Here is a 26587-nt window from a genome sequence, read left to right on the forward strand (position 1 = left end):
GGCACGCGGGCACGCGGGATCAGGAGTACGTGGGCGCGAAGGCGGCCCGGAGAGCGAGGCGGGCAAGAACATGGGCAGGCCGGGCGAGGAGATACGCAGGCCGGGTCGTTGGTGGCGGCGCAAGAGCACCCCGGCGAAGGTGGAGGCGTACACCCGGTGGTCGTTCCACTTCGTGGTGCTGGTCGAGTTCATGGCGGCCGGCGGGCCGCTGCTCGGACAGCCGGCGCGGGGCGAGCGAAGCGGGGCTGGTGAGCCGGGCCCGACAGTTCTGCTGCTCCTCCTCATCGCCGGGCACTGCGCACTCTGCGCCGTGCTCGCCTCATGGTCGCTGGACTGGCACCTCGGGCGGCGGACCAGGCCGACGCGGCTGCTGTGGGCCCTCGGAACCGCCACCGCGGCCGTCGCGGCGACGGCCGTCGTGCTCACCGGCCCCGGCGGCCCTGGCGGGGCCGACCGGAGCGTCGACGATGTCGCCTTCGGGACCTTCGTGCTCGTCATGGCCTTCGGTGCGGGAACGTCCACGCTCGGCATGCGGAACCAACGTCGGGTGTTCGCCGGTGTGGCGGGTTCCGCGGCGGGCTCGGGACTGGTGGCCTTCGCCTTCGGCATACCCGGCGCCGTCGCGCTGGCCGCCGCGGTGGTGGTGCTGTTCACCGCCGGATTCCTCACCGTCACCTACGTCCTCTCCCTCTGGCTGCTCAACGTCGTCCACGAACTCGACGAGGCCCGCGAGACCCGTACCCGGCTCGCCGTCGCGGAGGAGCGGCTGCGGTTCGGCAGGGACCTGCACGACGTCATGGGCCGCAACCTCGCCGTGATCGCGCTGAAGAGCGAGCTGGCCGTCCAGCTGGCCCAGCGCGAACGGCCGGAGGCGGTGACGCAGATGGTCGAGGTGCAGCGGCTGGCGCACGAGACCCAGCGGGAGGTGCGTGAGGTCGTACGCGGCTACCGCGAGGCCGACCTGAGCAGCGAACTCGCGGGCGCGAAGGGCGTGCTGACCGCGGCCGGCATCGACTGCACGGTCACCGGCCCCGCGGTCGGGCTCCCGGCGCAGGTGCAGTCCGCACTGGGCTGGGTGGTACGGGAAGCGGCGACCAACGTGCTGCGGCACGGTGACCCGCGCTGGTGCGCGGTGGAGGTACGGGTGCTGGAGGAGCGTGCGGTGCTGACGGTGGAGAACGACGGGGCGCCGGACGGCGCCGGCGGGCCGGGCCGGGGCTCCGGCCTCATCGGACTGCGCGAGCGGCTGGCGGAGATCGGCGGCACGCTGCGGGCCGGGCCGACCGGGGACGGACGGTTCCTGCTGACGGCGGAGGTCTCGTTGCCGTCGGAAGCAGGGGCCGGAGCGGGGTCGGACCCGGACTCACCGGACTCGGACGTGCTTCCGAGCGTGGTGGAGTCCGATCGGTTCCGTACCGCAGGAACCAGAAGCGAGGTCACACCGTGACGACACCGTCCCCCTCCCCTCCCCCGTCCCCGCCCCTCCGGCTGCTGCTCGCCGACGACGAACATCTGATCCGGGGAGCGCTCGCCGCCCTGTTGTCGCTGGAGGACGACCTCCTGATCGTCGCCGAGGCGGCCACCGGTCCGGAGGCGCTGGCGATGGCACGGGCGCACGCCCCCGACGTCGCCGTACTGGATCTGCAGATGCCCGGCGCCGACGGTGTGAAGGTCGCCACATCGCTGCGGGCGGAACTCCCCGGCTGCCGCGTGCTGATCGTGACCAGTCACGGGCGTCCCGGGCACCTGAAGCGGGCCCTCGCGGCGGGGGTGCGCGGCTTCGTCCCCAAGACCGTCAGCGCACAGCACCTCGCGGAGATCATCCGCACCGTGCACGCGGGAAACCGTTATGTGGATCCCGAGTTGGCGGCCGACGCGATCGCCGCCGGTGACTCGCCGCTGACCGCGCGTGAGGCCGAGGTGCTGGAACTCGCGGCCGACGGGGCACCGGTGGCGGAGATCGCGGAGCGGGCCGCGCTGTCCCAGGGGACCGTGCGGAACTATCTGTCGTCCGCCGCCACGAAAATCGGTGCGGAGAACCGCCACGCCGCGGCGCGACTCGCGCGTGAGCGAGGTTGGGTATAGTTGCTCTCGCGCCACGGCGCATGCGGACGTAGCTCAGTTGGTAGAGCGCAACCTTGCCAAGGTTGAGGTCGCGAGTTCGAACCTCGTCGTCCGCTCGGGCAGCAAGAAGACCCCGGTCCATCGGACCGGGGTCTTCTTCGTACGCGCCCGGCGTGAGGACCCGGCACCCGCCGGGCCCCTGCCTCGGGCCTCTGCCTCGGGTCCCGGGCCTCGGGCCTCGGGTCCCGGGCCTCGGGTCCCGGGCCTCGGGTCCCGGGCCTCGGGTCCCGGGCCTCGGGTCCCGGGCCTCGGGCCTCAGCTCCAGCCGAGGCCCGTCAGACGCTCGTACGCCTCCACGTACTTCGCCCGGGTCGCGTCCACCACATGCTGCGGCAGCGCCGGCGGGGGCTGCTCGCCCGCCCGGTCCCAGCCCGACTCGGCGGAGGTCAGCCAGTCCCGTACGTACTGCTTGTCGTACGACGGCTGCGCGTGGCCCGGCTCCCACTGCTCGGCCGGCCAGAAGCGAGAGGAGTCCGGAGTGAGCGCCTCGTCCGCCACCACCAGCGTGTCGCCGTCGAAGCCGAACTCGAACTTGGTGTCCGCGAGGATGATCCCCCGTTCCCGGGCGATGTCGCGGGCCCGGGTGTACGCGGCGAGAGTGGCCTGCCGCAGCTGCGCCGCGACGTCGGCGCCGACCTGGCGGGCGACCTCCTCGTAGGAGACGTTCTCGTCGTGCTCGCCGACGGCGGCCTTGGTGGCCGGGGTGAAGATCGGGCCGGGCAGTTCCGATCCGTCCACCAGTCCCTCGGGGAGGGCCAGGCCGCAGACCGTACGGGACTCCTGGTACTCGGCGAGACCCGAGCCGGTGAGGTAGCCGCGGGCCACGCACTCCACGGGGGCCATCCGCAGCGACTTGCAGACCAGGGTGCGGCCCGCCCAGTCGGCGGGGGCGCCCACGGGAAGTTCGGTGCTCAGGACGTGGTGCGGGACCAGGTCGGCGAGCTGGTCGAACCACCAGAGGGAGAGCTGGGTGAGGACCCTGCCCTTGTCCGGGATCTCGGTCGGCAGCACCCAGTCGTAGGCGGAGATGCGGTCACTGGCGACCATCACGAGGTCGCCCGCCTCGTTCCGGTACAGCTCGCGCACCTTTCCGGTGTGCAGATGCACCAGACCCGGAACCTGGATCGGCTCGGGCTTCTCGACGAATCCGGACACGGTTCCTCCGCGTGGTTCGGACCAACAGGGCACCCGCGGGGCTCGCACGAGGTGGGGTGGGAGACGGCGGGACAAGTACTTCCGATTGTCCCGTACGGGCGGTCGCCCCCGCTGGTCGGGGCGGTTGCGGCGGGTCGGGGCGGGGGCAGAGGCCGTCGGGCGGTGACGGTGACGGCCGGTCGGGCGATGGCGGGCGGTTGGCCGGTCGGCCGGTGGCGTGCGCCGGACAGCCAGAACGTCGGCAGGCCGGGTCAGTCGCTCTTGCAGATGCGGTCGAGGAGGTTGGCGGTGGCGCGCTGGATGCGCGGGTCGGTCCGGCCGGGGCGGCCCAGGGCCGGGGACCAGGCGAGCGTGCCCGACGCGAAGACCCATGCCCCGGAGGGCGCCCGGTAGAGCGAGGTCTCCTGGTGCCGTCCGGTACCCGCCCCGTCGGTGTACGGGGAGTGGGCGAGCAGCACCCGCTCCTCGTGCTCGGGCAGCGGGGTGCGCGGGAAGTAACGGTCTGCCCCGGCCGCGACCAGCCCTTCGATCGCTTCGCCCTCGAAGGTCCCGGTCGCCTCCCACAGCCAGTGGCCGGCGTTGCGCACGATCAGCGGATGCGGCTCGGGGACCCGGCCCGCGTACTGGACGCCGATCAGCTGCTGCTCCGCGCGGTCCGCCTCCCGCCACAGCGTCGCCCTGCCCGGCACCCTGCGGTCCTGGGTCCTGCGGTCCTGGGTTCCGCGGTCCGGGCCCCGGCGTCTGCCGCTGCGACTTCGGCAGGTCAGCAGACGGTCGGGGACCCCGGACGGGGAGGGCGCGAGTTCCACCTGCCCGTACAGCGTCCGGGCGGAGAGGAAGACCAGGGAGGTGCCGTACTCACGGGCGTGTTCCGCGGTACCGCGCATGGCCTGGGACCAGTACGCGTCGGGGCCGGGGAAGAGGAGGCCCCTGTACCGGGTGGGGTCGACCCGGCCGGCGTGCAGGTCACGGGCGTCGGCATAGGCGAGGTCGTAGCCGTAGCGCTCGGCCCAACGGATGACGTCGTAGGCGTGAGAGGCGGCCGGAGGCAGACCGGCGCCCGCGTACGGGCGGTCGAAGGAGACGGTGGTCGCGGAGTCGGAGTGGGGGCCGATGTCGGAGTGGAGGTCGCTGTCGCTCTCGCCGAGCAGCCGGCCGTCCCCGCCCTCGTTCCCGTCCCCGTCCCCGTTCCCGTCCCCGGGCTGGTGGAGGGCCCCACTGGTCGTGTGGGTTCCGCCCGTCCCGCCGTCCTCCGGATAGCGGTTGTGAAGCTGCCAGGTGATGTCGGGCAGGACAAGGAGCAGGTCGGCCGGGCGGCGGTCACGGACCGTGAAGGGGATCCGGGCTCGGTTGCGGCCGTCGGCGGTGGTCAGAACGGCCACATAGGCGCCGACGCGCCAGTCCGACGGGACCGGCAGCCGCCAGGACAGCCACCAGTGATGGCAGGAGACCGTACGGTCGGCGGTGAGCGGCGGGGACTGCGCGATGCCGGCGAGGCGCGGGCTGGACATGATCCGGGTGGCGCCCTGCCCGTCGTAGTGGCCGACGCGATGGACGTCGACGCGGAACTCCTGGGGCGGGTCGACGGTGATGTGGAAGTCGATCGCCTCTCCGGGTGCCACCCCGCCGGTGGAACTGAACCCCTCGATCCGGCAGTGACCCTGCTGCGCACCCATGGTGGCTCCCCTCCCGCAGGCCCCGTCGCTGACGGTCAGCAATGTGCTTGTCGTATGTCGCAAGCCCTGGCCGAGGAGCGCGAACGGCCCAAGCACATCACATTACGCATGCACCGTGTCACCCTTCGTCGCGAATCGGCCACAAGCGGAAGGGCTGGTTCCGGGACAGTCCGGAGGGGACGGAAGGAACGGAGGGGAAGTATTGAGTGCCTGGGCCGGCTCCGGCACTCCGGCTCTTCGGCCGTCCCGCTTCCCGCCTTCCCGCCCGGCCTGCTCAGACGAGCCGGACCGGCTTCTCCGGGCGTATGCCCTGCCGGGCCAGCCACAGGCGCAGGGCCGTGGGATCGCCGTCCTCGATCAGCGTCATGACCTGGGCGGGCAGGTCCGTGACGCGTACGCCTCCCACGAGGAGAGCCGGTCCGTCGAGCCAGTCGAGTCCGGGGGTCGCGCCCGTGGTGTCCATGGCCGCGCAGCAGACCATCGCAGTGATGTGGTCGGCGAGCAGTTCGCGTCCGGTACGCGGGGGCTGGAGGGGCAGCAGGGGCAGCGCCCGGTCGTCCCAGAGAGAAGCGGGGTCGGCCGGCGCGGCCGGCAGGGCCTGGGCGGTCAGCGCGCCCGGAGCCGTCGAAGCCGTCGAAGCGCTCGCGGCCGAGGCGGCTCGCGCGGCGGCCGCCGCGCCCTCACGGGCCACTTCGGCGCTGATAAGGGCGGCCAGGGCCGCGCTGCGCGGGGTGGTACCGACGAGGTCCTCGTCGTCGCCCGGGTCGGCTCCGGCGACGGGGGCGGCTTCTCGTTCCCCGCCCGCCCCGCGTCCTCCGCCGGCGGGCGGGGACGCGTGCGGAGGCCGTTTCGCGCGGGAGTCCGGTTCCGGACGTGAATCCTGGCGCGGGTCCGAATCCGGGCCGGGGCCCGTCAGGTGGTCGAGAACACGGGAGAGCGTCGGACCGTCGGGACCCCGGCTCTCCGCCCCGACGCCGGGACGTACGCCGAGGGTGTCCAGGACGCGGTGGAGGCGGGCCGCGTCCGTACGCCACTTACGGTCGACGACCTCCTCCGGGTAGTCGCCCCAGTGGACCGGCGACCAGTCCGGTCCGCGCCCGGCGGGGCCGCCGTGGAAGAGGCGGGCGGCGAGGAGGGAGGTGGCCTCGTCCACCGTGCCGGGCTCCTCGAGCAGGTCGCAGGCGGGACGCTCGCCGAGGCGGGAGGCGAATCCCTCGGCCAGCCGGTCCCGGCGGGACAGTTCGGTGAGCGCGGCCACCACCCCCGCGTTGAGCCGCGAGGGCCAGCGGCCCATCCGCCAGGCGGGCAGCGCGACCCGGGTGAGCAGCCGGTCCCAGCCCGCGTACGCCAGTCCCACCTGCTCCTGGGCGACGATCCGCAGTCCGTAGTCCACCGCCTGGGCACGCTCGGCCGCCGCCGCGGCGACCCCGCGCTCCATCTCCGCGGCATGGTCCCGGCATCTGCGCAGCAGCACCCGCGCGACCCAGCCGACGCCCGCGAACACCGCGCGGAACAGCGGCCCGCGGCGGTGCTCCGAGGTCACGGCCACCGCCGCGTCGAGACCGCGGACGAAGCGCCGGGCGGCGGCTATGTCCGGGTGTGCCGAAGGCCCCGTACCGGCGACGACCGGTGCGAGGACCGCGCGCAGCTCGCCGACCCGCATCCACCACAGGAACGGGGAGCCGATCACCAGCACGGGCGCGGCGACGGCCCGGCGATGCGGGTGCCGGCCCACGTCCGCCATGTCGCCGTGCTCCTCGGCGGGCGGGGTGCGGCTGTGCGCCGGGTGGGTGCGGTCCTCCAGCCAGCTGTCGCAGTCGGGGGTGAGCGCTATCGCGGACGGAACGGGGACGGCCAGCCGGTCGGCGAGGTCGCGCACCATCCGGTACAGGTCCGGGGCGGACTCCTCGGCGATCGTGACCGTCGGGCTCATGGCGGGCCGGGCACGGGCGATGACCAGGGCGACCCCGGCGGCGGCGAGCAGGACCAGCACCGCGAGCGGCGTGAGCGTCCAGCGGGCGATGTCCCAGCCGGGGCCGGTGAAATGGCCGGTGGGGGCGCCGACCAGCAGGATCACGGCACCGGCCGCGGGCAGCAGGGCGACGGCCAGTGCTCTGCCGCGCAGGCGCAGCACCGCGAGCGCCCGTGAACGCGCGGCCCGCGCGCCCGCCTCACTGCTCATGCCGCCTCCGCTCATGACCCGCCTTACCCCCCTCCCGACGGTTCTGACGCTGTCCCGGCGTTGCCCACTCCCCCACTGTGGCACCCGCCACTGACATCGCAATGCCGGTGGGCCAAGTGCGCGGAACGCCTGCGCGGCACCCTAGTTGGGGCTCCGGCCCTCGTCAGCCGGATAGCGCATCGGTCACTCGATGGAATGGCTCAGGGGAAAGGTGGATGACGGACGGCAAAGATCGGGCCCCGGATCCTGAGACGGATCCGAGGCCCCTGAGGTTCAGTGCCGTTCGCGGCGCGGCCCGACAGCACCCGCACGGTCGGCCCGCGCCAGCCGCGCGAGCCACCGCCGAGCGGCAGGGGCGCACGGTCGGCCCGCGCGGGCCCGCGCAAGAGCCTTTACGCGGTCTTCGCCGCCTCGGCCGCTTCCGCGGCGATGTCCGTACGGTGCTGGGATCCGTCGAGGCGGATACGGGCCACCGCGCGGTAGGCACGGGTGCGGGCCTCGGTGAGGTCCTCGCCGGTCGCCGTGACGGACAGCACCCGGCCGCCCGCGCTGACGGTCGCGTCGCCCTCGCGCTTCGTCCCCGCGTGCAGCACGTACGCGTGCGGGGCGTCCTGCGCGGCGACCTCGTCCAGGCCGGTGACGGGGTCGCCGGTGCGCGGAGCGCCGGGGTAGTTGTGCGAGGCGACGACGACCGTGACGGCGGCGTCGTCGCTCCAGCGCAGCGGCTCCAGATCGGCGAGGTTGCCGGTGGCGGCGGCCATCAGCACCCCGGCCAGCGGAGTCTTCAGACGGGCCAGCACGACCTGCGTCTCGGGGTCGCCGAAACGGGCGTTGAACTCGATCACGCGGACGCCGCGCGAGGTGATCGCGAGACCCGCGTAGAGCAGACCGGAGAACGGGGTCCCGCGCCGCCGCAGCTCGTCGACGGTCGGCTGGAGCACCGACTGCATGACCTCGTCGACCAGCTTCGGGTCGGCCCACGGCAGCGGGGAGTACGCCCCCATGCCGCCGGTGTTGGGGCCCGCGTCGCCGTCCAGCGCGCGCTTGAAGTCCTGGGCGGGCTGGAGGGGCAGCACGCTCACGCCGTCGGTCACGGCGAAGAGGGAGACCTCGGGGCCGTCCAGGTACTCCTCGATGACCACCTGCCTGCAGGCGTCGGCGTGCGCCTTGGCCGCCTCGATGTCGTCGGTGACGACCACGCCCTTGCCGGCGGCGAGGCCGTCGTCCTTGACGACGTACGGTGCACCGAAGGCGTCGAGGGCCTCGGCGGCCTCGACGGGGGTCGTGCAGACGTACGACCGTGCCGTGGGCACGCCGGCTCCCGCCATGACGTCCTTCGCGAAGGCCTTGGAGCCCTCGAGCCGCGCGGCCTCCTTCGAGGGGCCGAAGGCGGGGATGCCCGCGTCGCGCACGGCGTCGGCGACACCGGCGACGAGGGGGGCCTCCGGGCCGACCACCACGAGGTCCGCGCCGAGCCGTGTGGCCAGCGCGGACACGGCCGCACCGTCCAGGGCGTCGACCCGGTGCAGCTCGGCGACCTCGGCGATACCGGCGTTGCCGGGGGCGCAGTGCAGCGCGGTGACGTCGGGATCGAGGGACAGGGAACGGCACAGGGCGTGTTCGCGGGCACCGCTGCCGATGACGAGGACCTTCACGGGGGTCAGCCTAACGGGAACCGGAGGTTCGTTTTGTACGGGCTTCCGAAGGACCGGGCCGAACCTGTTCGTGGCTTCCTCCAACCCGGACGCCGGCCGGGCAGGCCCCACCCGGGTCACCGGGCCGCTGTCGCCGGGTCGCTGCCACCGGTTCTCTGTCGCCGGTTCCCTGTCGCCGGGCGCTCTACTCGTTCGTGATCTCCTCGACCACCGTCGCGCCGAGTTCCCGGACGATCAGCTCCTTCCCGGAGAGGGCGGACTCGTCCAGGTCGGGATCGTCGTCCTCCGGGATGTCGTCCTCGGGGGAGACGGGGGGCGGCGGCTCCGGGGCATAGGGCCGGGACGCCGGGCCGGGGGCAGGCGCGCGTGCGGAGGAGGCCGTCGGGGCGCCGCCCGACCGTTCGGAGGCGGGAGGACCGGCCGCGGCAGCCGGGCTCCCTGAAGCCCCCGAAGGGCCCGACGGCTGGGAGGCGCCGGGGCGCTGACCGGCACTGCCGCCCGCACCCCCGTACCCGCCGCCCGTGCCTCCGGCGCCACTGCCGGAGCCGTACCCCGCACCACCGCTGTAGCCGCCGACCGGGGCCGGAGCCGCCGCACCGCCCCCGGAGGGGTCGATCACGGACTCGATCCTCCACTGCACGTTGAACTGCTCGGCCAGCGACTGCCGCAGCACGTCCTCACTGCCGCTGCTCAGGAAGTTGTCCCGCGCGCCGGAGTTCACGAAGCCGATCTGGAGGGTCGTCCCGTCGAACCCGGTCACCTGGGCGTTCTGGCTGAGCAGGATCCAGGTGAAGCGCCGACGGTTCTTGACCACTTCCAGGATGTTCGGCCAGAGCGTCCGGGGGTCGAGCCCGCTGCCGCCTCCTCCGGAAGGTGCGGGGGCCGACGGGGGCGCGGACGCGAAGGCGGGTGCGGGCGCCGGGGTGGGGGCGGGGGCGCTCGGAGCGGCCGGAGCCTGTCCTCCTCCCGCCGCGGCAGCCGTGGGCCAGCCACCGGGCCGCCGGCCGCCCCCGGCGGAGGCGGCGGTGGGCCAGGCACCGGGAGCCGGCGCACTGGGCGGTGCGGGCGCACTCGGCGCCGCGGCCGGAGCCTGAACCGGAGCTGCCGGAGCCGGTGCAGGAGGTGCAGGCGCAGGTACAGATGCAGGCGCAGGTGCCGCGACCGGAGGTTGCTGAGCCGCGGCAGCCTCCGCCCCCGGCCCCTGCACGGGCTGCTGAGGCTGATCGGGCCCGGGCACCCCCTGCCCCCGTACCGCCGCCCGGGCCGCGGCCGGACCGCCCCCCGGCGGAACCGGCGCCGTCGGCCGGCTCCCCTGCGCAACCGGAGTCCCCGCACCACCGCCGTGCCCCTCGGCCTCAGGCACGTACCCCATGGCGGGCACACCGGCTGCGGAGCCGCCCGCCGAGAAATTCACACCGCGCTCGATCCGGTCCAGGCGGGCCATGACCGACCGCTCGTCGCCGTACGCGGCGGGCAGCAGCACACGCGCGCAGATCAGCTCGAGCTGGAGCCGGGGCGAGGTGGCGCCCCGCATCTCGGTGAGCCCCTCGTTGACGAGGTCGGCGGCACGGCTGAGCTCGGCGGCGCCGAAGACGCCGGCCTGGGCCTGCATCCGCTCGACGACATCGGCGGGAACGTCGATGAGCCCCTTCTCCGCGGCGTCCGGAACCGCGGCGAGGATCACCAGGTCCCGGAGCCGCTCGAGCAGGTCGGTGACGAACCGCCGCGGGTCGTTGCCCCCCTCGATCACACGGTCGACGACCTCGAAGGCCGCGGCACCGTCCCCCGTGGCGAAGGCCTCGACCACGGAGTCGAGCAGCGAGCCGTCCGTGTACCCGAGCAGGGAGGTGGCCATGGCGTACGTCACACCGTCGGAACCGGCACTCGCGAGCAGCTGGTCCATGACGGACATGGAGTCACGCACGGAACCCGCGCCGGCCCGCACGACGAGCGGCAGCACTCCCTCCTCGACGTGGCTGTTCTCCTGCTCGCACACCTCGCCGAGGTAGTCCCTCAGGACCCCGGGCGGCACCAGCCGGAACGGATAGTGGTGCGTACGCGACCGGATCGTCCCGATGACCTTCTCGGGCTCGGTGGTCGCGAAGATGAACTTCAGATGCTCCGGGGGCTCCTCGACGACCTTGAGCAGGGCGTTGAAGCCCTGTGGGGAGACCATGTGGGCCTCGTCGATGATGTAGATCTTGTAGCGGCTGCCGGCAGGCCCGAAGAACGCCTTCTCGCGCAGGTCACGGGCGTCGTCCACACCACCGTGGGAGGCGGCGTCGATCTCGATGACATCGATCGATCCGGGCCCGTTGCGTGCGAGGTCCTGACAGGACTGGCACTGACCGCACGGCGTCGGCGTAGGACCCTGCTCGCAGTTCAGGCACCGGGCGAGGATGCGCGCGCTGGTCGTCTTGCCACAGCCTCGCGGACCACTGAACAGGTACGCGTGATTGACCCGGTTGTTCCGCAGCGCCTGCTGCAACGGGTCGGTGACATGCTCCTGCCCGATGACCTCGGCGAACGACTCCGGGCGATAACGGCGGTACAGCGCGAGAGACGACACGACTACGAGGTTATAGGCGCCCACCGACAACCCACCCCGCCCCGCCCCGCGACGGAGAGGGACGGCACACGAAAGCGCCCCCCACGCACCCGCCAGAGCCGACCTACCCTTGCTGCCTTCCGGCCCTGGGGGAGTTCAGTCAGATAGCGCCGCGTGAGGGGCTGCGCAAAGGCTACCCCATGTCGCGGGGGAGAACGAGTTCGCGAGCACTCCTCCCGGTCATGTAATGTTCCTCGCGGAGGATTCGCCTAGTGGCCTAGGGCGCACGCTTGGAAAGCGTGTTGGGGGCAACCCCTCAAGGGTTCGAATCCCTTATCCTCCGCCAGTGCCTCACCGGGCACGAAATCGAAGGGCCCCGCAGCTTGCTGCGGGGCCCTTCGACGTTGATGCTCTCAGTTTTGGTCTCAGTCACGACTATCGCCCACTGAGGGCGGCCCGGCACGGGCCCAGTACATGGCGGTTTCCGCCGGTAGCAACGTGTCAGCTGGCCGCAGGCGGAGCGCGGCCCGAGCTCCCAGGGCGGGCATCCCAGCGCGGAAGGGGAGGCAGCCCGCTCTACGCCCGATGCCCCCACTCGCCCCGGACCACGTGGCGCATCACCACTCTCCTCGGGGAGAACAGGCAGCGGTCAAGCGGCGGCCACCGGGAGGCCGTGGCCGGAGGCGAGCTTCTGCGGGCGGGCGGCCGGATCCTGGGGGCCGAGTGCCACCAGCGCCCCCAGAGCGCTGAGCCTTCGGCTGGAGGACCAGATGTTGGTCGTCGGCGGCTGGAGCGACATTACGGCGATGCCTCCGGTGGCGAACGGTGCCGGGTCGAGGTAGGCCATGCCGCCGACCCCGCACACATACGCGCGGGCGCCGGTCACGGCGGAGAGGTCGGCGAGCCGCTGGGAGCGGCCCGGCCGGGAGGGCAGATCGCTGCTGGTGAGGATCTGGCCCTGCCAGCGGAGCAGGTCCAGCGGCAGGCGGGTGGAGGCTGCGGCGACGGCAGCGGTCCTGCCGGTGCCAAAGGCGTCCAGCACCGGGTTCAGGACCCGGGTGAGGGCCGGCCAGTGTGGGCTCGCTCCGTAGTGCTGCCGCAGCATCCCCGCGGTCTTCCGGCGGGCCCGGTCGGGATCGTCGATCAACGCGTCCCGGATGAGAGTCGGCCGCCCGTGGGGAAGGCGGCTGGGGACGGTGAGCCACTGCCGACGGTTCGGTTCGTCGAGGGCTCCGAGTCGGAGCCCGTAACAAGAACAGATGTGTACACGGAGCCGTTCTCATGTTGCTGCCGGCCGTCGTCTCCGTGGGTGCGGCGCTGCTCTTCGATGCCTGAGGGAATGCAAGGGCGTACGGGCCGGCTTTCCGCCCCCGGCGTTCGGATCCTGGGCGTCGACTACACGGCGACGAGGCGCACTCTGTCGCCGCAGAGCTTCGCCATGTCGTCGATGCCCGAGGTGAGCATGACGACCGGGCGGCGCTGCCGCAGCGCCATCTCGGCGACGGCAGCGTCGATGGCGTACTTGTGACCATGCAGTCCAGCGTTGATCAGTATGGCCGGGCATCTGGAGCGCAAGGCCACCAAAATCACACGCCCCGCTCAACGTCCTCGAGGACGCCGGTCTCCGTCCCGGAACGCCGATGCCTTCCGCGACAACCGTCCCACGTGCAAAAGGCACCGGTAAGGAATGCGATACCGCGAGTACGGTCTCTTGCTATGGCGACGAAGAAGGTGACGGTGACGATTCCCGAGGATCTCCTGGACGAGATCCGTGCGGAGGCGGCAGAACGGGGCCTGCCGGCGTACGTCGCCGAGGCGCTGCGCTTCAAGCGCGACCGGGACCGGCTGCGGGAACTGTCGGACTGGCTGCAGGAGGAACACGGTCCCCTCACCGAAGAAGAGCGCACCACGGCGTTCGAGGAGTTGGAGGACCTCGGCGCCGAGCACGAGCGCCGGCACGCCACCGGCACGCACGGCGCCGGAGAGGCCGCGTGAAGAAGCGGTCCGGTGACCCCGGGCAGCGGCCGCTGCGCGTCTTCGTACTCGACTGCGAAGCCCTGTCCCTGGCCGTGCGCGGCGACCGGAAGATGATCGCGTGGCTCGACCTCGCAGCCCGGGGCGAAGCCGAGGTGCTCACGTCTCCGATGACGCTGGTCGAGGCGTACGACGGCAGAACGACCGAGCAGCGCTGGGACTGGGTGCTCTCCCGGCTCGAAGTCGCTGACATCGGGAAGGACGAGGCCCGCCAGGCCCGCCGCCTGCTGGCGGATGCCAAGCTGCACGGCCCCAAGCACGCGATCGACGCGATACTCGCCGTCATCGCGCGCCGGCAGAAGGGGCAGGTCACCGTCTTCACCTCCGATGTGGACGACCTGGAGAGGCTGGTTCCGGAGTCGATCGTCGTCAAGAAGGTGTGACCCGGGTCTCTGGTCTCGGTTCTGGTCTCCTTCACCTCAGTCCAGTGCCGTTCACCATCTGTCCGACGTCCGGCTCCGCCCCAGGTCAGGACACTCCCGTCCGCCGAACCCAGGGGGAACACCAAGGGGGACGACACCATGGGGTCGCCCGCGTCGAACGCCTCCGGCACACCCGCGAGCCCATCGCCTCCGGTGAGTCGGCAGACCACCGCTCACGGCTGGACGCATGGGCGAGAATTGGGAATGAGGCAGGGGAACCGGACAGGAGAGCGTTTGTGGCCACACCGCGGATCGACTACCGGGCGTTGTTCACCGTGATGCCCAGCCCTTGTCTGGTGCTGGACCCCGACCTGGTGATCGTCGAGGCCAACGAGGCCTATCTGCGGGTCACGGACCGGACCCGGGAAGAGCTGCTCGGCCGGTACCTCTTCGTCGCCTACCCGGACAATCCGGCAGATCCGGACGCTGACGGGGTGCACAATCTGCAGGCCTCCCTGCAGCGGGTCGTCCGCTCGAAGGAACCGGACACGATAGCGGTGCAGAAGTACGACATCCCGGTCTCCGGCCGTCCGGGAGTGTTCCAGGAGAAGTGGTGGTCGCCCGTCAACACACCCGTCCTCGGAGCTGACGGAGAGGTGCGGTGGATCATCCACCGGGTGGAGGACATGACCGAGTTCGTGCTGACCCGCCCCCTCCACCTCAGGCCGGACGACCTGAGCGGGGAGCACAAGGCGATGGAGGCCGAACTGTTCACGCGGGCGCAGGAACTCCAGGGCCTCAACGAGGAACTCCGCGAAGCCCACGACCGGGAACGCCGTACTGCCCTCGCCCTCCAGGAAGTCATGCTGCGCTCTCCGGACCTGGCCGGCCATCGCGAGATCGCCGTGCGCTACCTGCCCGCCACCCGATCCCTCAATGTCTGCGGCGACTGGTACGACGTGGTGGACCTGTCCGACGACCGGTTCACCGTCGCGGTCGGCGACGTGGTCGGCCACGGCCTGGAGGCCGCCGCCGTCATGGGCATGCTCCGCAGCGCCCTGTCCGCCGCCGTCCGCGCCATCGACGAACCCGGCAAAGCGATGGACGTCCTGAGCCGGTACGCCCGCACCTTCGAAGACGCGCTGGCCACGACCGCGGCCAAGGCCGTCGTCGACACCCGCCACCAGCGCATCACCTACACCAGCGCCGGCCACCCCCCGCCCCTCCTGGCCCGGCCGGACGGCACCGTCGTCCTGCTCGACGAGGCCACCGACCCTCCCCTGGGCGTCCTTACCGACCTCAGCACCCCGCGCCCCCAGGCCACGGTGCCCTACACCCCGGGCGACACCCTCGTGCTCTACACCGACGGACTCATCGAACGCCGCGGCGAGGACATCGACGCCGGCCTGCACCGCCTCACCGATGCCCTCGGCCATCACACGTCCCTCAGCCCCGACCAACTGGCCGACACCCTGCTCACCCGCCTCGGCGTGGCCGACGGCGGACGAGACGACGTGGCTCTGATCGTCGTCCGCCTGTAAACCTGCCTCTGCCCGCTCGGCGCCATGAGGTTCCACATCTCATGGACTGCATCGATGCCTTCGAGGGCATGCTCCAGCGGCCAGGGCCGCGACTCCGGCCAGAACGAGCCTCTTCGTACTCATCCGTTCTCCAGGCGGATCGCTGCGCTCACACGTCATCGACCGGCCGGAGCCCCGGCCGTCGCGTGGGGAGCCGCGGGCGTCCGCCGGGGGCCATGGGGCGGCCGGCGGGAACGGCACCGGGCGGGAACGGCACCGAGGAGGAAATGAAAACGTCCCGTCAGGAGAGAACCCTTCTCTCCAGAACGGGTAAAGTGAGAGTAAACTACGGAATAGACAATTGCGGCGAGGGTCGCACCACCCCGTCTCCGCTCGTTCGGCAGTTTTTCCTCCCGCAGGGGTACCGCGATCCTCCCCTGTCGGGGTCCAATGGTGGGGCCCAGCCCTTCGCGCCCGCGCCGGCCGGAAGAGGTACCCAATGGATCTGTGGCTGATCTGGTTGATCATCGCAGCCGTGCTGGCTGTGGCGGAGATCTTCACCCTCACCGCTGCGCTCGGAATGCTGAGTGCCGCCGCACTGGTCACGGCGGGGTGCGCCGCGCTGGGGCTTTCGCCGCCCTTCCAGCTCCTGGTGTTCGCCGTCGTCGCCACCGTCACCGTGCTGTTCGTGCGCCCCCTCGCAGTGCGTCACGTGCTCCAGCCCCAGGTGGCGCGATTCGGTATAGACGCGCTGGTCGGCAAGGCCGCCTACGTCGTCTCGGAGGTGTCGGGCCTGGGCGGCAGGGTGCGTATCGACGGTGAGGAGTGGACGGCCCGCGCCTATGACGAGACGCTGGTGATTCCTCCCGGCAAGACCGTCGACGTCATAGAGATCAGTGGCACCACAGCTTTCGTCTACCCCCGGGACTGAAAACATGGAGACCTCTGCGTTCCTCATCGCCGGTCTGATCATCGCGCTGTTCGCGATCTTCACCGTGGTGCGGGCGGTGCGCATCGTTCCACAGGCGCGCGCTCGTAATGTCGAGCGGCTCGGCCGTTACCATCGCACGCTGAATCCCGGCCTCAACCTCGTCATTCCCTACATCGATCGCGTTCACCCGGTGATCGACCTGCGGGAACAGGTCGTTTCCTTCAAACCGCAGCCGGTCATCACCGAGGACAACCTGGTCGTCGAGATCGACACCGTCCTGTACTTCCAGGTCACCGACGCGCGAGCGGCCTTCTACGAGATCGCGAACTTCCTTCAGGCCGTCGAGCAGCTGACCGTCACCACCTTGCGCAACGTCGTCGGCTCCATGGACCTGGAGAAGACGCTCACCTCACGCGACACCATCAACAGCCAGCTCCGCGGCGTGCTGGACGAAGCCACCGGCAAGTGGGGGCTGCGGGTCAACCGGGTGGAGATCAAGGCCATCGACCCCCCGCAGACCATCAAGGACGCGATGCAGAAGCAGATGCGCGCCGAGCGGGACAAACGGGCCGCGGTCCTCGGGGCCGAGGGACAGCGCCAATCCCAGATCCTCACCGCCGAAGGCGACAAACAGGCCGCCGTCCTGCGCGCGGAGGGCAACCGTACCGCTGCGATCCTGCAGGCCGAGGGCCAGTCCCGGGCCATCGACGAGGTCTTCCAGGCCGTGCACCGCAACGACCCCGACCCCAAGCTGCTCGCCTACCAGTACCTCCAGACACTGCCGCAGCTCGCGCAGGGGTCGGGCAACAACTTCTGGGTGATTCCGAGCGAGATCACCTCAGCACTCCAGGGCGTGTCCCAAGCCTTCACCGAACAACTGCCCCGGTCGCCGGCCACCCGCGAGAAACCTGTCGACGACGACATGGCCGTCCAGGCCGCCCACGACACGGCGCAGGCCGAAGAAGCCGCCGCCGAGGCGGTCGCCGACGCCGCCAAGACCGACGGCACCCTCCCGAAGGCCCTTCCGTCCGATCCGCCCCGCTGACGGCCTGACAGCCCGCAGCCCCCGTACCGGTGTGCACGGGGGCTGCTGGCTGTCGTAGCCGCGGGGCGGCCGGCGTCTCCCGGCGTCAGGACGGGGGCCCCCGCTCGAGCGGAGCCGGGAGACTCCGACGAGCCGACGAGGCCGGTTCCGGGCACCGGCGTCCCACCCGTGTTACCGTGAAGAGTTGCAGTTTTGGTTACCAGAGGCTTGTGAGTGCTCTTCCGACCTTCCGTCGACGAGCACTCTTTTTTCGTCCCTGGGAGGCTTCGCGGCTTCCCCGGGATTACAGCCGGCTGAATCATTGTTGCGACCACGGGTCCACAAGGTGTGGACCCCGGGCACTGCCCAAAAGGAGATACAGCATGGCATCTGGCACCGTGAAGTGGTTCAACTCGGAAAAGGGCTTCGGCTTCATCGAGCAGGACGGCGGCGGCCCCGACGTCTTCGCCCACTACTCGAACATCGCCAGCTCCGGCTTCCGTGAGCTTCAGGAAGGCCAGAAGGTTACCTTCGACGTCACGCAGGGCCAGAAGGGCCCGCAGGCCGAGAACATCGTTCCCGCCTGACGCGTACGCTGACACCGGCGTCGGTATCCGACGCCGACGTGCAGTGCGTGGCCGGGACCTCGCACCCCTGTGGCGCGGGGCCCCGGCCCACTGCGTTCCCCGGCCCGGCAATGAAGCCGGCGCCGTACTCGTGCTCGTGGCCCGCCACTCGCGGCCGCTTGCCGCTGCCTCACTGATGCAGCGATGCACTGATTCACCGTTTTTCGGCTCATTCTTGCGAATTCTCATTCGGCCAGCACCTCGCCGTTGGGCGGAATTCCTCGATACGTGCCGCATCGAGGAAGGTTCCGCATGAACCGCAATCACACAGCTCGTTCGAACAACAGCACCGGCAACGCCGGCTCGTCCCGCTCCCGTACGGACAAGCCCGCGGGCTCCGGGCGGGGAGGGCGTGTCCGTTCCCAGGGGTCGGGCGGCCGTCAGGGCGGTCCGTCCCGCGGCGCCGCCGTCAAGGGGGGACGCAGCAGCGGCCGCGGAGGCCGTCCCGCCGCGTCCGGCGGGGAGTTCGCGCCGCCGGCCACCCTCACCCCGGCGCTGCCGCCGGTCGAGACGTTCGCCGAACTCGACATGCCCGAGCAGCTGTTGACTGCCCTGAGCGCCGAGGGCGTGACCACCCCGTTCCCGATCCAGGCCGCGACGCTGCCGAACTCGCTGGCCGGCCGGGACGTACTGGGCCGCGGGCGTACCGGTTCGGGCAAGACGCTGGCCTTCGGCCTGGCGATGCTGGCGCGTACCGCCGGGCAGCGGGCCGAGCCCCGGCACCCGCTGGCGCTCGTCCTCGTCCCCACCCGGGAGCTGGCCCAGCAGGTCAACGACGCTCTCACCCCCTACGCCCGTGCGCTGCGTCTGCGGATCGCCACGGTGGTCGGCGGGGTGTCGATCGGCCGGCAGGTGAGCGCCCTGCGCGGCGGTGCCGAGGTCGTCGTCGCGACGCCCGGCCGGCTCAAGGACCTCATAGACCGTGACGACTGCCGTCTGGACCAGGTCGCCATCACCGTTCTGGACGAGGCCGACCAGATGGCCGACATGGGCTTCATGCCGCAGGTGACCGCCCTGCTCGACCGGGTGCGTCCCGGCGGCCAGCGCATGCTGTTCTCCGCCACGCTGGACCGCAATGTCGACCGTCTGGTGCGCAACTACCTCCACGACCCCGTCGTGCACTCCGTCGACCCGTCCGCGGGCGCGGTCACCACGATGGACCACCACCTGCTGCACGTGGACGACGACGACAAGCACGCCACCGCGACGGAGATCGCCGCCCGCGAGGGACGCGTGATCATGTTCCTGGACACCAAGCACGCCGCCGACCGGCTGGCCAAGAAGCTCCTGGCCGTCGGTGTGCGGGCCTCGGCCCTGCACGGCGGGAAGTCCCAGTCCCAGCGGACCCGGACCCTGACCCAGTTCAAGGACGGCCACGTCACGGTCCTGGTGGCCACCAACGTCGCGGCCCGCGGCATCCACGTCGACAACCTGGACCTCGTCGTCAACGTCGACCCGCCCAGCGACCACAAGGACTACCTGCACCGCGGCGGACGCACCGCCCGCGCCGGTGAGTCCGGCACCGTCGTCACGCTGGTCCTGCCGCACCAGCGCCGGGAGATGTCCCGCCTGATGGCCGACGCCGGCATCACCCCGCAGACCACCCGGGTACGTCCGGGCGGGGACGAACTGAACCGCATCACCGGAGCCCAGGCACCGTCGGGCGTGCCCGTCGTCCTCACTCCGCCGCCCGCCCAGAGCCAGCCCGCACGCACGGGTTCCTCGTCCCGGAGCCGGCGCAGCCGCCGTCCCGGGCAGGCTGCCCGCCGCAGCGCGACCGGCAACAAGGGAAGCGGCCGCTGAGGGGCCGTTGAGGGGCCGTTCAACGGCCCCTCAACGGTCACCCCGTAGGTGCCGAGGCGGCACCTACGGGTACCGCGATCATCACGAGGCCGGGGCGCAGACGCGCCCCGGCCTCGTCCGTTCGCAGAAGTCTCCGATGCCCCTGAGGAACGCCGACAGGCCGCTCCCGGGCCACCCGGAGGGCGAGGCTGTCGCCCTCCGGGTGGCCCGGTGATCCGGTGGTCCGGTGATCCGGTGATCCGATGCGCCGACGAACAGGAAGCGGGCGGCGGGTGGCGCCGGACCGCCCGTCACATTGCCGAACCGTAACCTTCCTACCGCTACCGCGAGTAACTTACCCACAGGTAAGTTCAATGCGAACCACTACCGAGCGGTGTGGGCAAGCCCGTGGGACGCGTGTGCCACACCTCACCGCCGGACCGCCCTACGCCCTGCCGCTCTGTGCCGCTCTGTGCCGCTGTGCCGCTGTGCCGCTGTGCCGCTGTGCCGCTGTGCCGCTGTGCCGCTGTGCCGTCCTATCGCCTCACCGCCGTGCCCGTCGTAGCTCCGAAGCCCCCACTCCCCCCAGCTCAGCTCCGTAGCTCCGCCACCGCGCCTCCCCGTCCGGGCCGATCCCGGGACGCCCCGGCACGGAGGCCACTTCCTGACAGCCGCTCCACAGGAGGTTCGCCATGCCCGCACACCCGCGCCCCAGACTTCTGGCCGCTGCCGTCACCGCCGCCGCCTGCCTCGGCGCCCAAGCCGTCGCGGCCGCCCCCGCCGCGGCGACGGACAAGGTCGTGTCCCGGGGCGTCACGATCCCCGCGTTCTACACCCCGCCCGCGTCCCTGCCCGACGCCAACGGCACCCTCATCCGCAGTGAGCCCCTCCCGCTGGCCCTGAGCCTGCCCAGCCTCAAGGGCCCGCTACCGGGAACCGCGACCCGGCTGATGTACAAGTCCACCGACTCGAGCGGGCAGCCGGTCGCCGTCACCGGCGCGTACATCGAACCGTCCGCCGCCTGGAAGGGCAGCGGTCCGCGTCCCCTGGTCGCGGTGGCGCCCGGCACCCTGGGGCAGGGCGACCAGTGCGCCGCGTCCATGGGGCTCGAGCACCCGCTGCAGTTCAACGGCGAGACCGTGTCCGTCGGTTACGAGGACCTGGTGATCTACCGCCTCCTCGCGAAGGGCGTCGCCGTGGTCGTCACCGACTACGCCGGCCTGGGCGCGACCGACCGCCTGCACACCTACGTGAACCGGGTCGACGAGGCCCACGCGGTCCTGGACGCCGTCCGCGCCGCCCGTTCGCTCCGCGGGACGTCGGTCACCGCGGCCTCCCCGGTCGGGCTCTACGGGTACAGCCAGGGCGGCGGGGCGACCGCGGCGGCCGCCGAACTCCAGTCCGCCTACGCCCCCGACGTCACCCTGTCCGGGACCTACTCCGGCGCGCCTCCCGCCGATCTGGCCAAGGTCACCAAGGCCATCGACGGCAGCGAACTGGCGGGCGCGCTGGGCTGGTCGCTGAACGGCTTCCTCCAGTCCGACCCGGAGCTGAAGCCCATCGCCGAGGCGCATCTGAACGCCGCCGGCAAGGCCGCGCTCACCGACCTCTCGACGATGTGCGTCGGCGACGCCCTCTTCACGTACGGCTTCGCCAAGAGCACCAAGTGGACCACGGACGGAAAGTCCCTCAGTGACGCCATCGCCACCACACCCGCCCTCCAGACCTTCCTGGACAAGCAGTTCATCGGCACGATGAAGCCGTCCGGCCCGGTCCGCCTGGCCACCGGCGTCAGCGACAACCTCGTGCCGCACGGACAGTCCCGCCAACTCGCCGTCGACTGGTGTGCCAAGGGCGCCGACGTCACCTACAAGGCCGTCGTCCTCCTCAACGTCGGCAGCGCGCTGCTCAACCACTTCGTCCCGCTGCTGACCGACCAGGGGGACGCCGTCGACTGGCTGACCGACCGGCTGTCCGGCAAACGGGCCACCTCCAACTGCTGGAGCATGCCCCTGCAGCCCTGACGTGGGAGGGGCGCGCCGCCCCCGACAACCGGTCCCGACAACCGGCCCCGACATCGGATACCTCCCGGCTCCGGCCCGCCCGACCCCCCCGGGCGGGCCGGAGCCGGCACGGGGCCCGGCGGCCGCCACGTCGAAGTGATCCGGACCCGCATTGCCCGGCCGGGCCGGGGCTCGGCTACGCTCTTTGACCATGTCGCACCCTGACGATCTGCTCGTCGCCGTCGCCGCGATGGTCGAGACGGACCAGGACAGCCAGATGTCACTCACCGTAGTGATCCCCGGTGCCGTCATCACCGGGCGGCTGGCCCCCGAGGCCCTGTGGCGGGAGCGCGTGGCGGAGGTACTCCGTGACTCCACGCACCTTGGCCACTTCGCCGTTCCGTTCACGGAGGCCGGCCGGGGCGAAGCGCCGTCGCGCCCCTCCCACCTGCATTTCCACGTCGCCCGGATCCTCCAGGGGAGCTACGGCATTCCGGACACGGGTGGCATGTACCGGGTGGCTCTCGCCGATGTGAGCGCCTGGACGGTAGGAGACATCGGGTACTCCGACCAGCAGTGAGCGGGCCGGCGCCGGCCTGTCCACGACGCCGGCGGCGCCTACGGTGTGAGACCGATCGACGCGCAGGCCGCCCGGTACTTCGTCGTGCAGATGTCCTCCACGTCGTAGACGCCGTCCCGGATCACCGTGTCCTCGATGTTGTCCTGCGTCAGGGCGACCACCGGCACCAGCATCGACGGGATGCTCTTCTGCGTCGGGCTGTCGACCCGCTCACTGGTCAGCGAGTCGAACTGGATGTCCCGCCCCTGGACCCTGGCCACCGCCATCTCGGCGGCACCGGTGGCCTCCAGCAGGAACGACTTGTACACCGTCATGTGCTGCGTGCCCGCGACGATCCGCTGCACGGCCTCCAGATCGGCGTCCTGCCCGGTCACCGGCGGGATGCCGGAGACGCCCGCCTCCTCCAGCGCCTCGATGACGGCTCCGGCCATGCCGTCGTTCGCCGCGTAGACGGCGGCGACGTCGTCGGCGCCGATGGTCTTGATCGCCTTCTTCATGTTCGCCTTGGCGACGGCGGGCAGCCACTTCTCGGTGTCGTACGACTTGGCTATGTCCACGTTGCCGTTCAACTCGCCCATCGCGCCGTCCTTGAACAGCGCGGTGTTCGGGTCGGCGGGCTCACCGTTCATCATGACGACCTTGCTGTTCTCCGCCTCGCTGCCGAGCGCGTCGACGATCGCACGGCCCTGCACCTCGCCGACGAGTTCGTTGTCATGCGACACGTACGCGTCGATCGGGCCCTCGGCCAGCCGGTCGTACGCGATGACGGGGATGTCCGCCTCCTCGGCCTTCTCCACGTCCGGCCCGATGGCCTTGGCGTCCACCGCGGCCACGATGATCACGTCGACCTCGTCGACGACCATGCGGCCGATCTGCTCGCTCTGCCTGGCCGAGCTGCCCTCGGCGTTGGCGTAGACGACTTTGCCCTCCTCGCCGGTGAGGACGTCGACCCGTTCCTGGACGAGGGGGCGGTCGAACTCCTCGAAGCGCGCGGTGTCCCTGTCGGGGAGAAGGAGTCCCACGGTGATGTCGTTGCGCTCGCCCGGCGACGCGGAGGCGTCGTCTGCGCCGATGGCGTCGGACGCACCGCACGCGGAGAGCGAGAGCATCGACAGGGCCGAGAGAGCGGCCGTCAGAACGGTGGTGCCCCGACGCCCCCGGATCGTGTGGCGTGCGGGAGTGGTGCGGGTGGTGCGGGGGGTACAGGGGTTCACATCAGGTGCCTTCCAAGCGAGAGTGCAGCGTGGCGACCAAGTGGTGGGCAAGCCAACGCCGCACGGCCCTGCAGCGTCAAACCGCGTCTTTCACGGAACAGCCCTGTTGTTTCCGTGTCTTGAACGCCTTCCGCCGGTTCCGATTTCCGGCCGTGACGGCCCAAACCGACTCCATGCGCGGCCCTCAACTGCCTTTGTCCCAAAAGATTTTGATTGAAAGACATTCAGTCCGGGCCGCATTGCGCGCCGATTGACGCACATGCTCACGGCATTCACGCGAAGCGGGCAGAGAATGTGCGCAGGAGTGACACACGGGCTGCACACAGCGGCTCGTGGGTGTCGTTAGCGTTGCTGTCCTGCTCCACCCGCTCCCGCGTGCGCAACGCGAACGGGCCGTCCCCGGCTCGGCGGGTGCCTGCCAACCTGGGAAGACAGCGGATGGACTACTGCTCCACGTGTCGCCGGCATCTGAACGGCGCCCTCGTGTGCCCCGGATGCGGCGCCTATGCCCCCGACATCGCGCCGAGCGTCATCGGCGGTCACGCCGTCCCGGGCACGGCGACCTCGCCCGCGCCCCCGGCAGGTCTCGGCACCACGGCCGGTGCAGGAACCAGTACGGAGATGGGTACGGGAATCAGTAGGGGGCCGGTCCCTGCCGTGGACGCCCCGGACCCGGTGCCCGCGCCCGCGTCCGTACCGGTGCCCGCGCCCGCGTCCGCGGTGTCCGCGCCCACGGGGCGGGCGGCGCGGCGGCGGCAGTTGGCCCGCTGGAAGAAGACCCAGCGCCGCGCCCTGGTCGCCACGGCGGTGGCCTTCGTCGGTGGTGGACTCACCCTCGCCTCGATGGACCGGGATTCCGGCGACCGCGCCCAGGCCGCCACAGCACCTGAGGTGTCCGGCATGGGCGGCGCTGACGGGCCCGCGGACCAGTACGGCGGCCCGGCGCCGTCCGTGAGTCCGCCCGGCACGCAGCCGGCCCTGGACGACGGCGCACACCGGCAGCCGACCGGCACCTCGTCGGCGCCCACCACCGCGTCGAGCACCCGGCCGGACGGCGCCACCGGCGCCACCGGCGCCTCCACGACGGCCACGTCCCCGTCACGGACCACACCCTCGTCCAACGGCTCGGGCACACGGACGGGCTCGGACTCCGAAGGCTCCAGCACCGGTTCCGGTTCCGGTTCCGGTTCCGGTTCTGGTTCTGGCTCCGGTGCGGCGCTCCGTCCGGCGCCCCCACCCGAGGACTCCTCGGGCAGCGGCGGCGACAGCGGAAACGCCGGAAGTGGCGGCTCGGGCGGCCGGAGCGGCTCGCAGCCCGCCACCTCGACCCCCTCGACACCCGCACCCGAGTCACCGGGCCCGTCCGGCTCCGGTTCTGACTCCGGTTCCGGTTCCGGGCTCTGTCTCCTGGTGATCTGCCTCGGCTGAGGGCCACCCCGGCGCCCTCCACAGGGCCTGCCCCGGGGCCGTCCGTCAGTGACCGCCGACGAGTTCCCCGCTGAGCTTGTCGTGGAGGCGGGCACTGGGCTCGTTCAGGCCCATGATCTCGACGGTCTTCCCGCGTTGCGCGTACCGCGTCTCGACGGCGTCGAGGGCGGCGACGGAGGAGGCGTCCCAGACGTGGGCGGACGACAGGTCGATGACGACGCGGTCGGGGTCGCCCGAGTAGTCGAAGCGGCCGACGATGTCGTTGGACGAGGCGAAGAACAGCTCGCCGGTGACCCGGTAGACGACGGACGTGCCGTCGGGGTCGGTGACCGCGGTGACGTCGGCGAGGTGGGCGACCCGCCGGGCGAAGATCACCATGGCGGTGACCGTGCCGACGACGACTCCGACGGCGAGGTTGTGCGTGGTGAGCACGAACACGACGGTGGTCACCATGACGCCGATCTCCCCGGCCGGCATCCGCTTGAGGGTCTTGGGAGCGATGGAGTGCCAGTCGAAGGTCGCGAACGACACCATGATCATCACGGCGACGAGCGCGGCCATGGGAATGTCGGAGACGACCGGCCCGAAGACGATGCACAGCACCATCAGGAACGCGCCCGCGAGGAAGGTGGACAGGCGGGTCCGGGCACCGGATACCTTCACGTTGATCATCGTCTGGCCGATCATGGCGCAGCCGCCCATCCCGCCGAAGAACCCGGTGACGATGTTGGCGACGCCCTGGCCGATCGACTCGCGGGTCTTGGAGGAGTGCGTGTCGGTGATGTCGTCGACCAGCTTGGCCGTCATCAGCGATTCCATCAGGCCGACCAGTGCCATGGCGAAGGCATAGGGGGCGACGGTGGTGAGGGTGTCCATCGTGAACGGCACGTCGGGCAGGCCGGGCACCGGCAGGGACGAGGGCAGCTCCCCCTTGTCCCCGACGGTGGGGACGGCGATCCCCGCGGCGAGAGTGATCACGGTGAGGATCACGATGGAGACCAGGGGCGCCGGGATCACGGTGGTGACCCTCGGGAAGAACACCATCAGGGCCAGCCCGGCGACGATCATCGGATACACCGGCCAGGGCACGTCCCGCATCTCGGGGACCTGGGCCATGAAGACCAGCAGGGCCAGCGAGTTGACGAAGCCGACCATCACCGAGCGCGGGACGAACCGCATCAGCTTCGCCACGCCCAGCGCGCCGAGGACGATCTGGAAGACACCGGCGAGGAGCACCGCGGCGACGAGGTACCCGAACCCGTGCTCACGGTTGAGTGGCGCGATGACCAGCGCCACGGCGCCGGTCGCCGCGGAGATCATCGCCCGGCGTCCGCCGACGAACGCGATGGTGACGGCCATGGTGAAAGACGCGAACAGACCGACGGCCGGGTCGACACCGGCGATGATCGAGAAGGAGATCGCCTCCGGGATCAGCGCGAGCGCGACGACGAGGCCGCCGAGGATCTCGGTCCGCCAGACCTTCGGATCGTTCAGCCAGTCGGGGCGCACAGCGCGCAGCCGAGCGGCGGGGGACAGTGCGGGAGAGGGCAAGGGGGCAGTACCTGTCGTGCTCGGGCGCGCTCCGGCCCGGCGGCGACGACGGCGCGGGGGCAGGGCGGGACGGGGCGGGTCTGTGCGGAGGCCGGGGCCGGCCGGGGGACGGCCCGGGCGGCGCGGAGCGGAGTGACTCTACCCTAACGTTAGGGTAGAGATCGAGGTGTGCCCGACGACCGGTCACCCCTT

19 protein-coding genes, 2 tRNA genes, 1 other RNA gene and 2 pseudogenes are annotated in these 26587 nt (G+C 71.6%); 14 read left to right on the plus strand and 10 right to left on the minus strand.

Annotated elements, in window-relative coordinates; translation table 11 throughout:
• Window positions 1-91 precede the first annotated feature (91 nt).
• The 3 genes from ACFYQA_RS02660 (at window position 92) to ACFYQA_RS02670 (ending at window position 2180) form a co-directional block, all read left to right on the plus strand.
• On the plus strand, window positions 92-1447 hold the full coding sequence (locus ACFYQA_RS02660; RefSeq protein WP_388911077.1) for a sensor histidine kinase: 1356 nt from the start codon (window positions 92-94) through the stop codon (window positions 1445-1447).
• Window positions 1444-2085 carry a response regulator gene (locus tag ACFYQA_RS02665; RefSeq protein ID WP_388910571.1) on the plus strand — a complete coding sequence of 214 codons (642 nt, stop codon included), beginning with the start codon at window positions 1444-1446 and terminating at the stop codon, window positions 2083-2085. Before ACFYQA_RS02660 ends, ACFYQA_RS02665 begins: the two co-directional genes overlap by 4 nt.
• Window positions 2086-2107: 22 nt before the next feature.
• Window positions 2108-2180 (plus strand) — tRNA-Gly (locus tag ACFYQA_RS02670).
• Window positions 2181-2379: 199 nt separating this feature from the next.
• Here the strand turns inward: ACFYQA_RS02670 and ACFYQA_RS02675 are convergent.
• From ACFYQA_RS02675 to ffs, 6 genes and pseudogenes are all read right to left on the minus strand, one after another.
• Window positions 2380-3279 carry a phosphoribosylaminoimidazolesuccinocarboxamide synthase gene (locus ACFYQA_RS02675; protein ID WP_388910574.1) on the minus strand — a complete coding sequence of 300 codons (900 nt, stop codon included), beginning with the start codon at window positions 3277-3279 and terminating at the stop codon, window positions 2380-2382.
• Window positions 3280-3530: 251 nt separating this feature from the next.
• Window positions 3531-4904 (minus strand): annotated as a pseudogene (locus tag ACFYQA_RS02680) (N,N-dimethylformamidase beta subunit family domain-containing protein); the annotation flags it as partial.
• A gap of 325 nt (window positions 4905-5229) precedes the next feature.
• Complete coding sequence (locus ACFYQA_RS02685; RefSeq protein ID WP_388910577.1) at window positions 5230-7137, minus strand: hypothetical protein; 1908 nt, start codon at window positions 7135-7137, stop codon at window positions 5230-5232.
• 392 nt (window positions 7138-7529) lie between these two features.
• Window positions 7530-8792, minus strand: coding sequence for a phosphoribosylamine--glycine ligase (purD, locus tag ACFYQA_RS02690; protein ID WP_388910580.1), 1263 nt, complete (start codon window positions 8790-8792; stop codon window positions 7530-7532).
• A 184-nt stretch (window positions 8793-8976) separates the two neighbouring features.
• Window positions 8977-11361 carry a DNA polymerase III subunit gamma and tau gene (locus tag ACFYQA_RS02695; RefSeq protein WP_388910583.1) on the minus strand — a complete coding sequence of 795 codons (2385 nt, stop codon included), beginning with the start codon at window positions 11359-11361 and terminating at the stop codon, window positions 8977-8979.
• A gap of 67 nt (window positions 11362-11428) precedes the next feature.
• An RNA gene (ffs, locus tag ACFYQA_RS02700) (signal recognition particle sRNA small type) lies at window positions 11429-11527 on the minus strand.
• Window positions 11528-11598: 71 nt separating this feature from the next.
• On the opposite strand from ffs, the gene ACFYQA_RS02705 reads away from it, so the two are divergent.
• Window positions 11599-11686: transfer RNA gene (locus tag ACFYQA_RS02705), tRNA-Ser, on the plus strand.
• A 303-nt stretch (window positions 11687-11989) separates the two neighbouring features.
• Here the strand turns inward: ACFYQA_RS02705 and ACFYQA_RS02710 are convergent.
• Both ACFYQA_RS02710 and ACFYQA_RS02715 read right to left on the minus strand, forming a co-directional pair.
• Window positions 11990-12601 (minus strand): WbqC family protein, encoded by a 612-nt coding sequence (locus tag ACFYQA_RS02710; RefSeq protein ID WP_388911080.1) that lies wholly within the window; start codon window positions 12599-12601, stop codon window positions 11990-11992.
• 134 nt (window positions 12602-12735) lie between these two features.
• Window positions 12736-12894 (minus strand): annotated as a pseudogene (locus ACFYQA_RS02715) (DNA-binding protein); the annotation flags it as partial.
• 162 nt (window positions 12895-13056) lie between these two features.
• Between ACFYQA_RS02715 and ACFYQA_RS02720 the strand changes: the two are divergent.
• The 9 genes from ACFYQA_RS02720 to ACFYQA_RS02760 all read left to right on the plus strand — a co-directional run bounded on the left by ACFYQA_RS02720 (window position 13057) and on the right by ACFYQA_RS02760 (window position 22202).
• Window positions 13057-13335, plus strand: coding sequence for a CopG family transcriptional regulator (locus ACFYQA_RS02720; protein WP_388910586.1), 279 nt, complete (start codon window positions 13057-13059; stop codon window positions 13333-13335).
• On the plus strand, window positions 13332-13757 hold the full coding sequence (locus tag ACFYQA_RS02725; RefSeq protein WP_388910589.1) for a type II toxin-antitoxin system VapC family toxin: 426 nt from the start codon (window positions 13332-13334) through the stop codon (window positions 13755-13757). The genes ACFYQA_RS02720 and ACFYQA_RS02725 overlap by 4 nt, the downstream gene beginning before the upstream one ends.
• 275 nt (window positions 13758-14032) lie before the next feature.
• Window positions 14033-15277, plus strand: coding sequence for a PP2C family protein-serine/threonine phosphatase (locus tag ACFYQA_RS02730; RefSeq protein ID WP_388910592.1), 1245 nt, complete (start codon window positions 14033-14035; stop codon window positions 15275-15277).
• A 478-nt stretch (window positions 15278-15755) separates the two neighbouring features.
• Window positions 15756-16187, plus strand: a complete 432-nt coding sequence (locus ACFYQA_RS02735) for an NfeD family protein (protein WP_388910595.1) — start codon at window positions 15756-15758, stop codon at window positions 16185-16187.
• 4 nt (window positions 16188-16191) lie between these two features.
• Window positions 16192-17232, plus strand: coding sequence for an SPFH domain-containing protein (locus ACFYQA_RS02740; RefSeq protein WP_388910598.1), 1041 nt, complete (start codon window positions 16192-16194; stop codon window positions 17230-17232).
• 362 nt (window positions 17233-17594) lie between these two features.
• Window positions 17595-17798 carry a cold-shock protein gene (locus ACFYQA_RS02745; protein ID WP_042163016.1) on the plus strand — a complete coding sequence of 68 codons (204 nt, stop codon included), beginning with the start codon at window positions 17595-17597 and terminating at the stop codon, window positions 17796-17798.
• 291 nt (window positions 17799-18089) lie between these two features.
• Window positions 18090-19640, plus strand: a complete 1551-nt coding sequence (locus tag ACFYQA_RS02750) for a DEAD/DEAH box helicase (RefSeq protein ID WP_388910601.1) — start codon at window positions 18090-18092, stop codon at window positions 19638-19640.
• Between the two features lie 671 nt (window positions 19641-20311).
• Window positions 20312-21643 carry a lipase family protein gene (locus ACFYQA_RS02755; protein ID WP_388910604.1) on the plus strand — a complete coding sequence of 444 codons (1332 nt, stop codon included), beginning with the start codon at window positions 20312-20314 and terminating at the stop codon, window positions 21641-21643.
• Window positions 21644-21833: 190 nt separating this feature from the next.
• A complete protein-coding gene (locus ACFYQA_RS02760; RefSeq protein ID WP_386392671.1) occupies window positions 21834-22202 on the plus strand; it encodes a hypothetical protein in 369 nt (122 codons plus the stop codon).
• 38 nt (window positions 22203-22240) lie between these two features.
• On the opposite strand, the gene ACFYQA_RS02765 is transcribed toward ACFYQA_RS02760, so the two are convergent.
• On the minus strand, window positions 22241-23311 hold the full coding sequence (locus tag ACFYQA_RS02765; protein WP_388911083.1) for a sugar ABC transporter substrate-binding protein: 1071 nt from the start codon (window positions 23309-23311) through the stop codon (window positions 22241-22243).
• 543 nt (window positions 23312-23854) lie between these two features.
• On the opposite strand from ACFYQA_RS02765, the gene ACFYQA_RS02770 reads away from it, so the two are divergent.
• Window positions 23855-24844 (plus strand): hypothetical protein, encoded by a 990-nt coding sequence (locus tag ACFYQA_RS02770; RefSeq protein WP_388910606.1) that lies wholly within the window; start codon window positions 23855-23857, stop codon window positions 24842-24844.
• Between the two features lie 45 nt (window positions 24845-24889).
• Here ACFYQA_RS02770 and ACFYQA_RS02775 read toward each other — a convergent pair whose 3' ends face one another.
• The gene (locus ACFYQA_RS02775) at window positions 24890-26395 is read right to left on the minus strand and encodes a SulP family inorganic anion transporter (protein ID WP_388910609.1); all 1506 of its coding nucleotides are present in this window, start codon (window positions 26393-26395) and stop codon (window positions 24890-24892) included.
• Between the last annotated feature and the right edge of the window lie 192 nt (window positions 26396-26587).

Origin of the sequence: Streptomyces sp. NPDC005774, assembly GCF_042871645.1 — a bacterium.
Classification (GTDB): Bacteria; Actinomycetota; Actinomycetes; order Streptomycetales; family Streptomycetaceae; genus Streptomyces; species Streptomyces pratens.

Coding starts and splice junctions, on each gene's coding strand:
- ACFYQA_RS02750 (WP_388910601.1), top strand. CDS start 18,090: ATGAACCGCAATCACACAGCTCGTTCGAACAACAGCACCGGCAACGCC.
- ACFYQA_RS02740 (WP_388910598.1), top strand. CDS start 16,192: ATGGAGACCTCTGCGTTCCTCATCGCCGGTCTGATCATCGCGCTGTTC.
- ACFYQA_RS02735 (WP_388910595.1), top strand. CDS start 15,756: ATGGATCTGTGGCTGATCTGGTTGATCATCGCAGCCGTGCTGGCTGTG.
- ACFYQA_RS02755 (WP_388910604.1), top strand. CDS start 20,312: ATGCCCGCACACCCGCGCCCCAGACTTCTGGCCGCTGCCGTCACCGCC.
- ACFYQA_RS02745 (WP_042163016.1), top strand. CDS start 17,595: ATGGCATCTGGCACCGTGAAGTGGTTCAACTCGGAAAAGGGCTTCGGC.
- ACFYQA_RS02685 (WP_388910577.1), bottom strand. CDS start 7,137: ATGAGCAGTGAGGCGGGCGCGCGGGCCGCGCGTTCACGGGCGCTCGCG.
- ACFYQA_RS02720 (WP_388910586.1), top strand. CDS start 13,057: ATGGCGACGAAGAAGGTGACGGTGACGATTCCCGAGGATCTCCTGGAC.
- ACFYQA_RS02770 (WP_388910606.1), top strand. CDS start 23,855: ATGGACTACTGCTCCACGTGTCGCCGGCATCTGAACGGCGCCCTCGTG.
- ACFYQA_RS02760 (WP_386392671.1), top strand. CDS start 21,834: ATGTCGCACCCTGACGATCTGCTCGTCGCCGTCGCCGCGATGGTCGAG.
- ACFYQA_RS02765 (WP_388911083.1), bottom strand. CDS start 23,311: ATGCTCTCGCTCTCCGCGTGCGGTGCGTCCGACGCCATCGGCGCAGAC.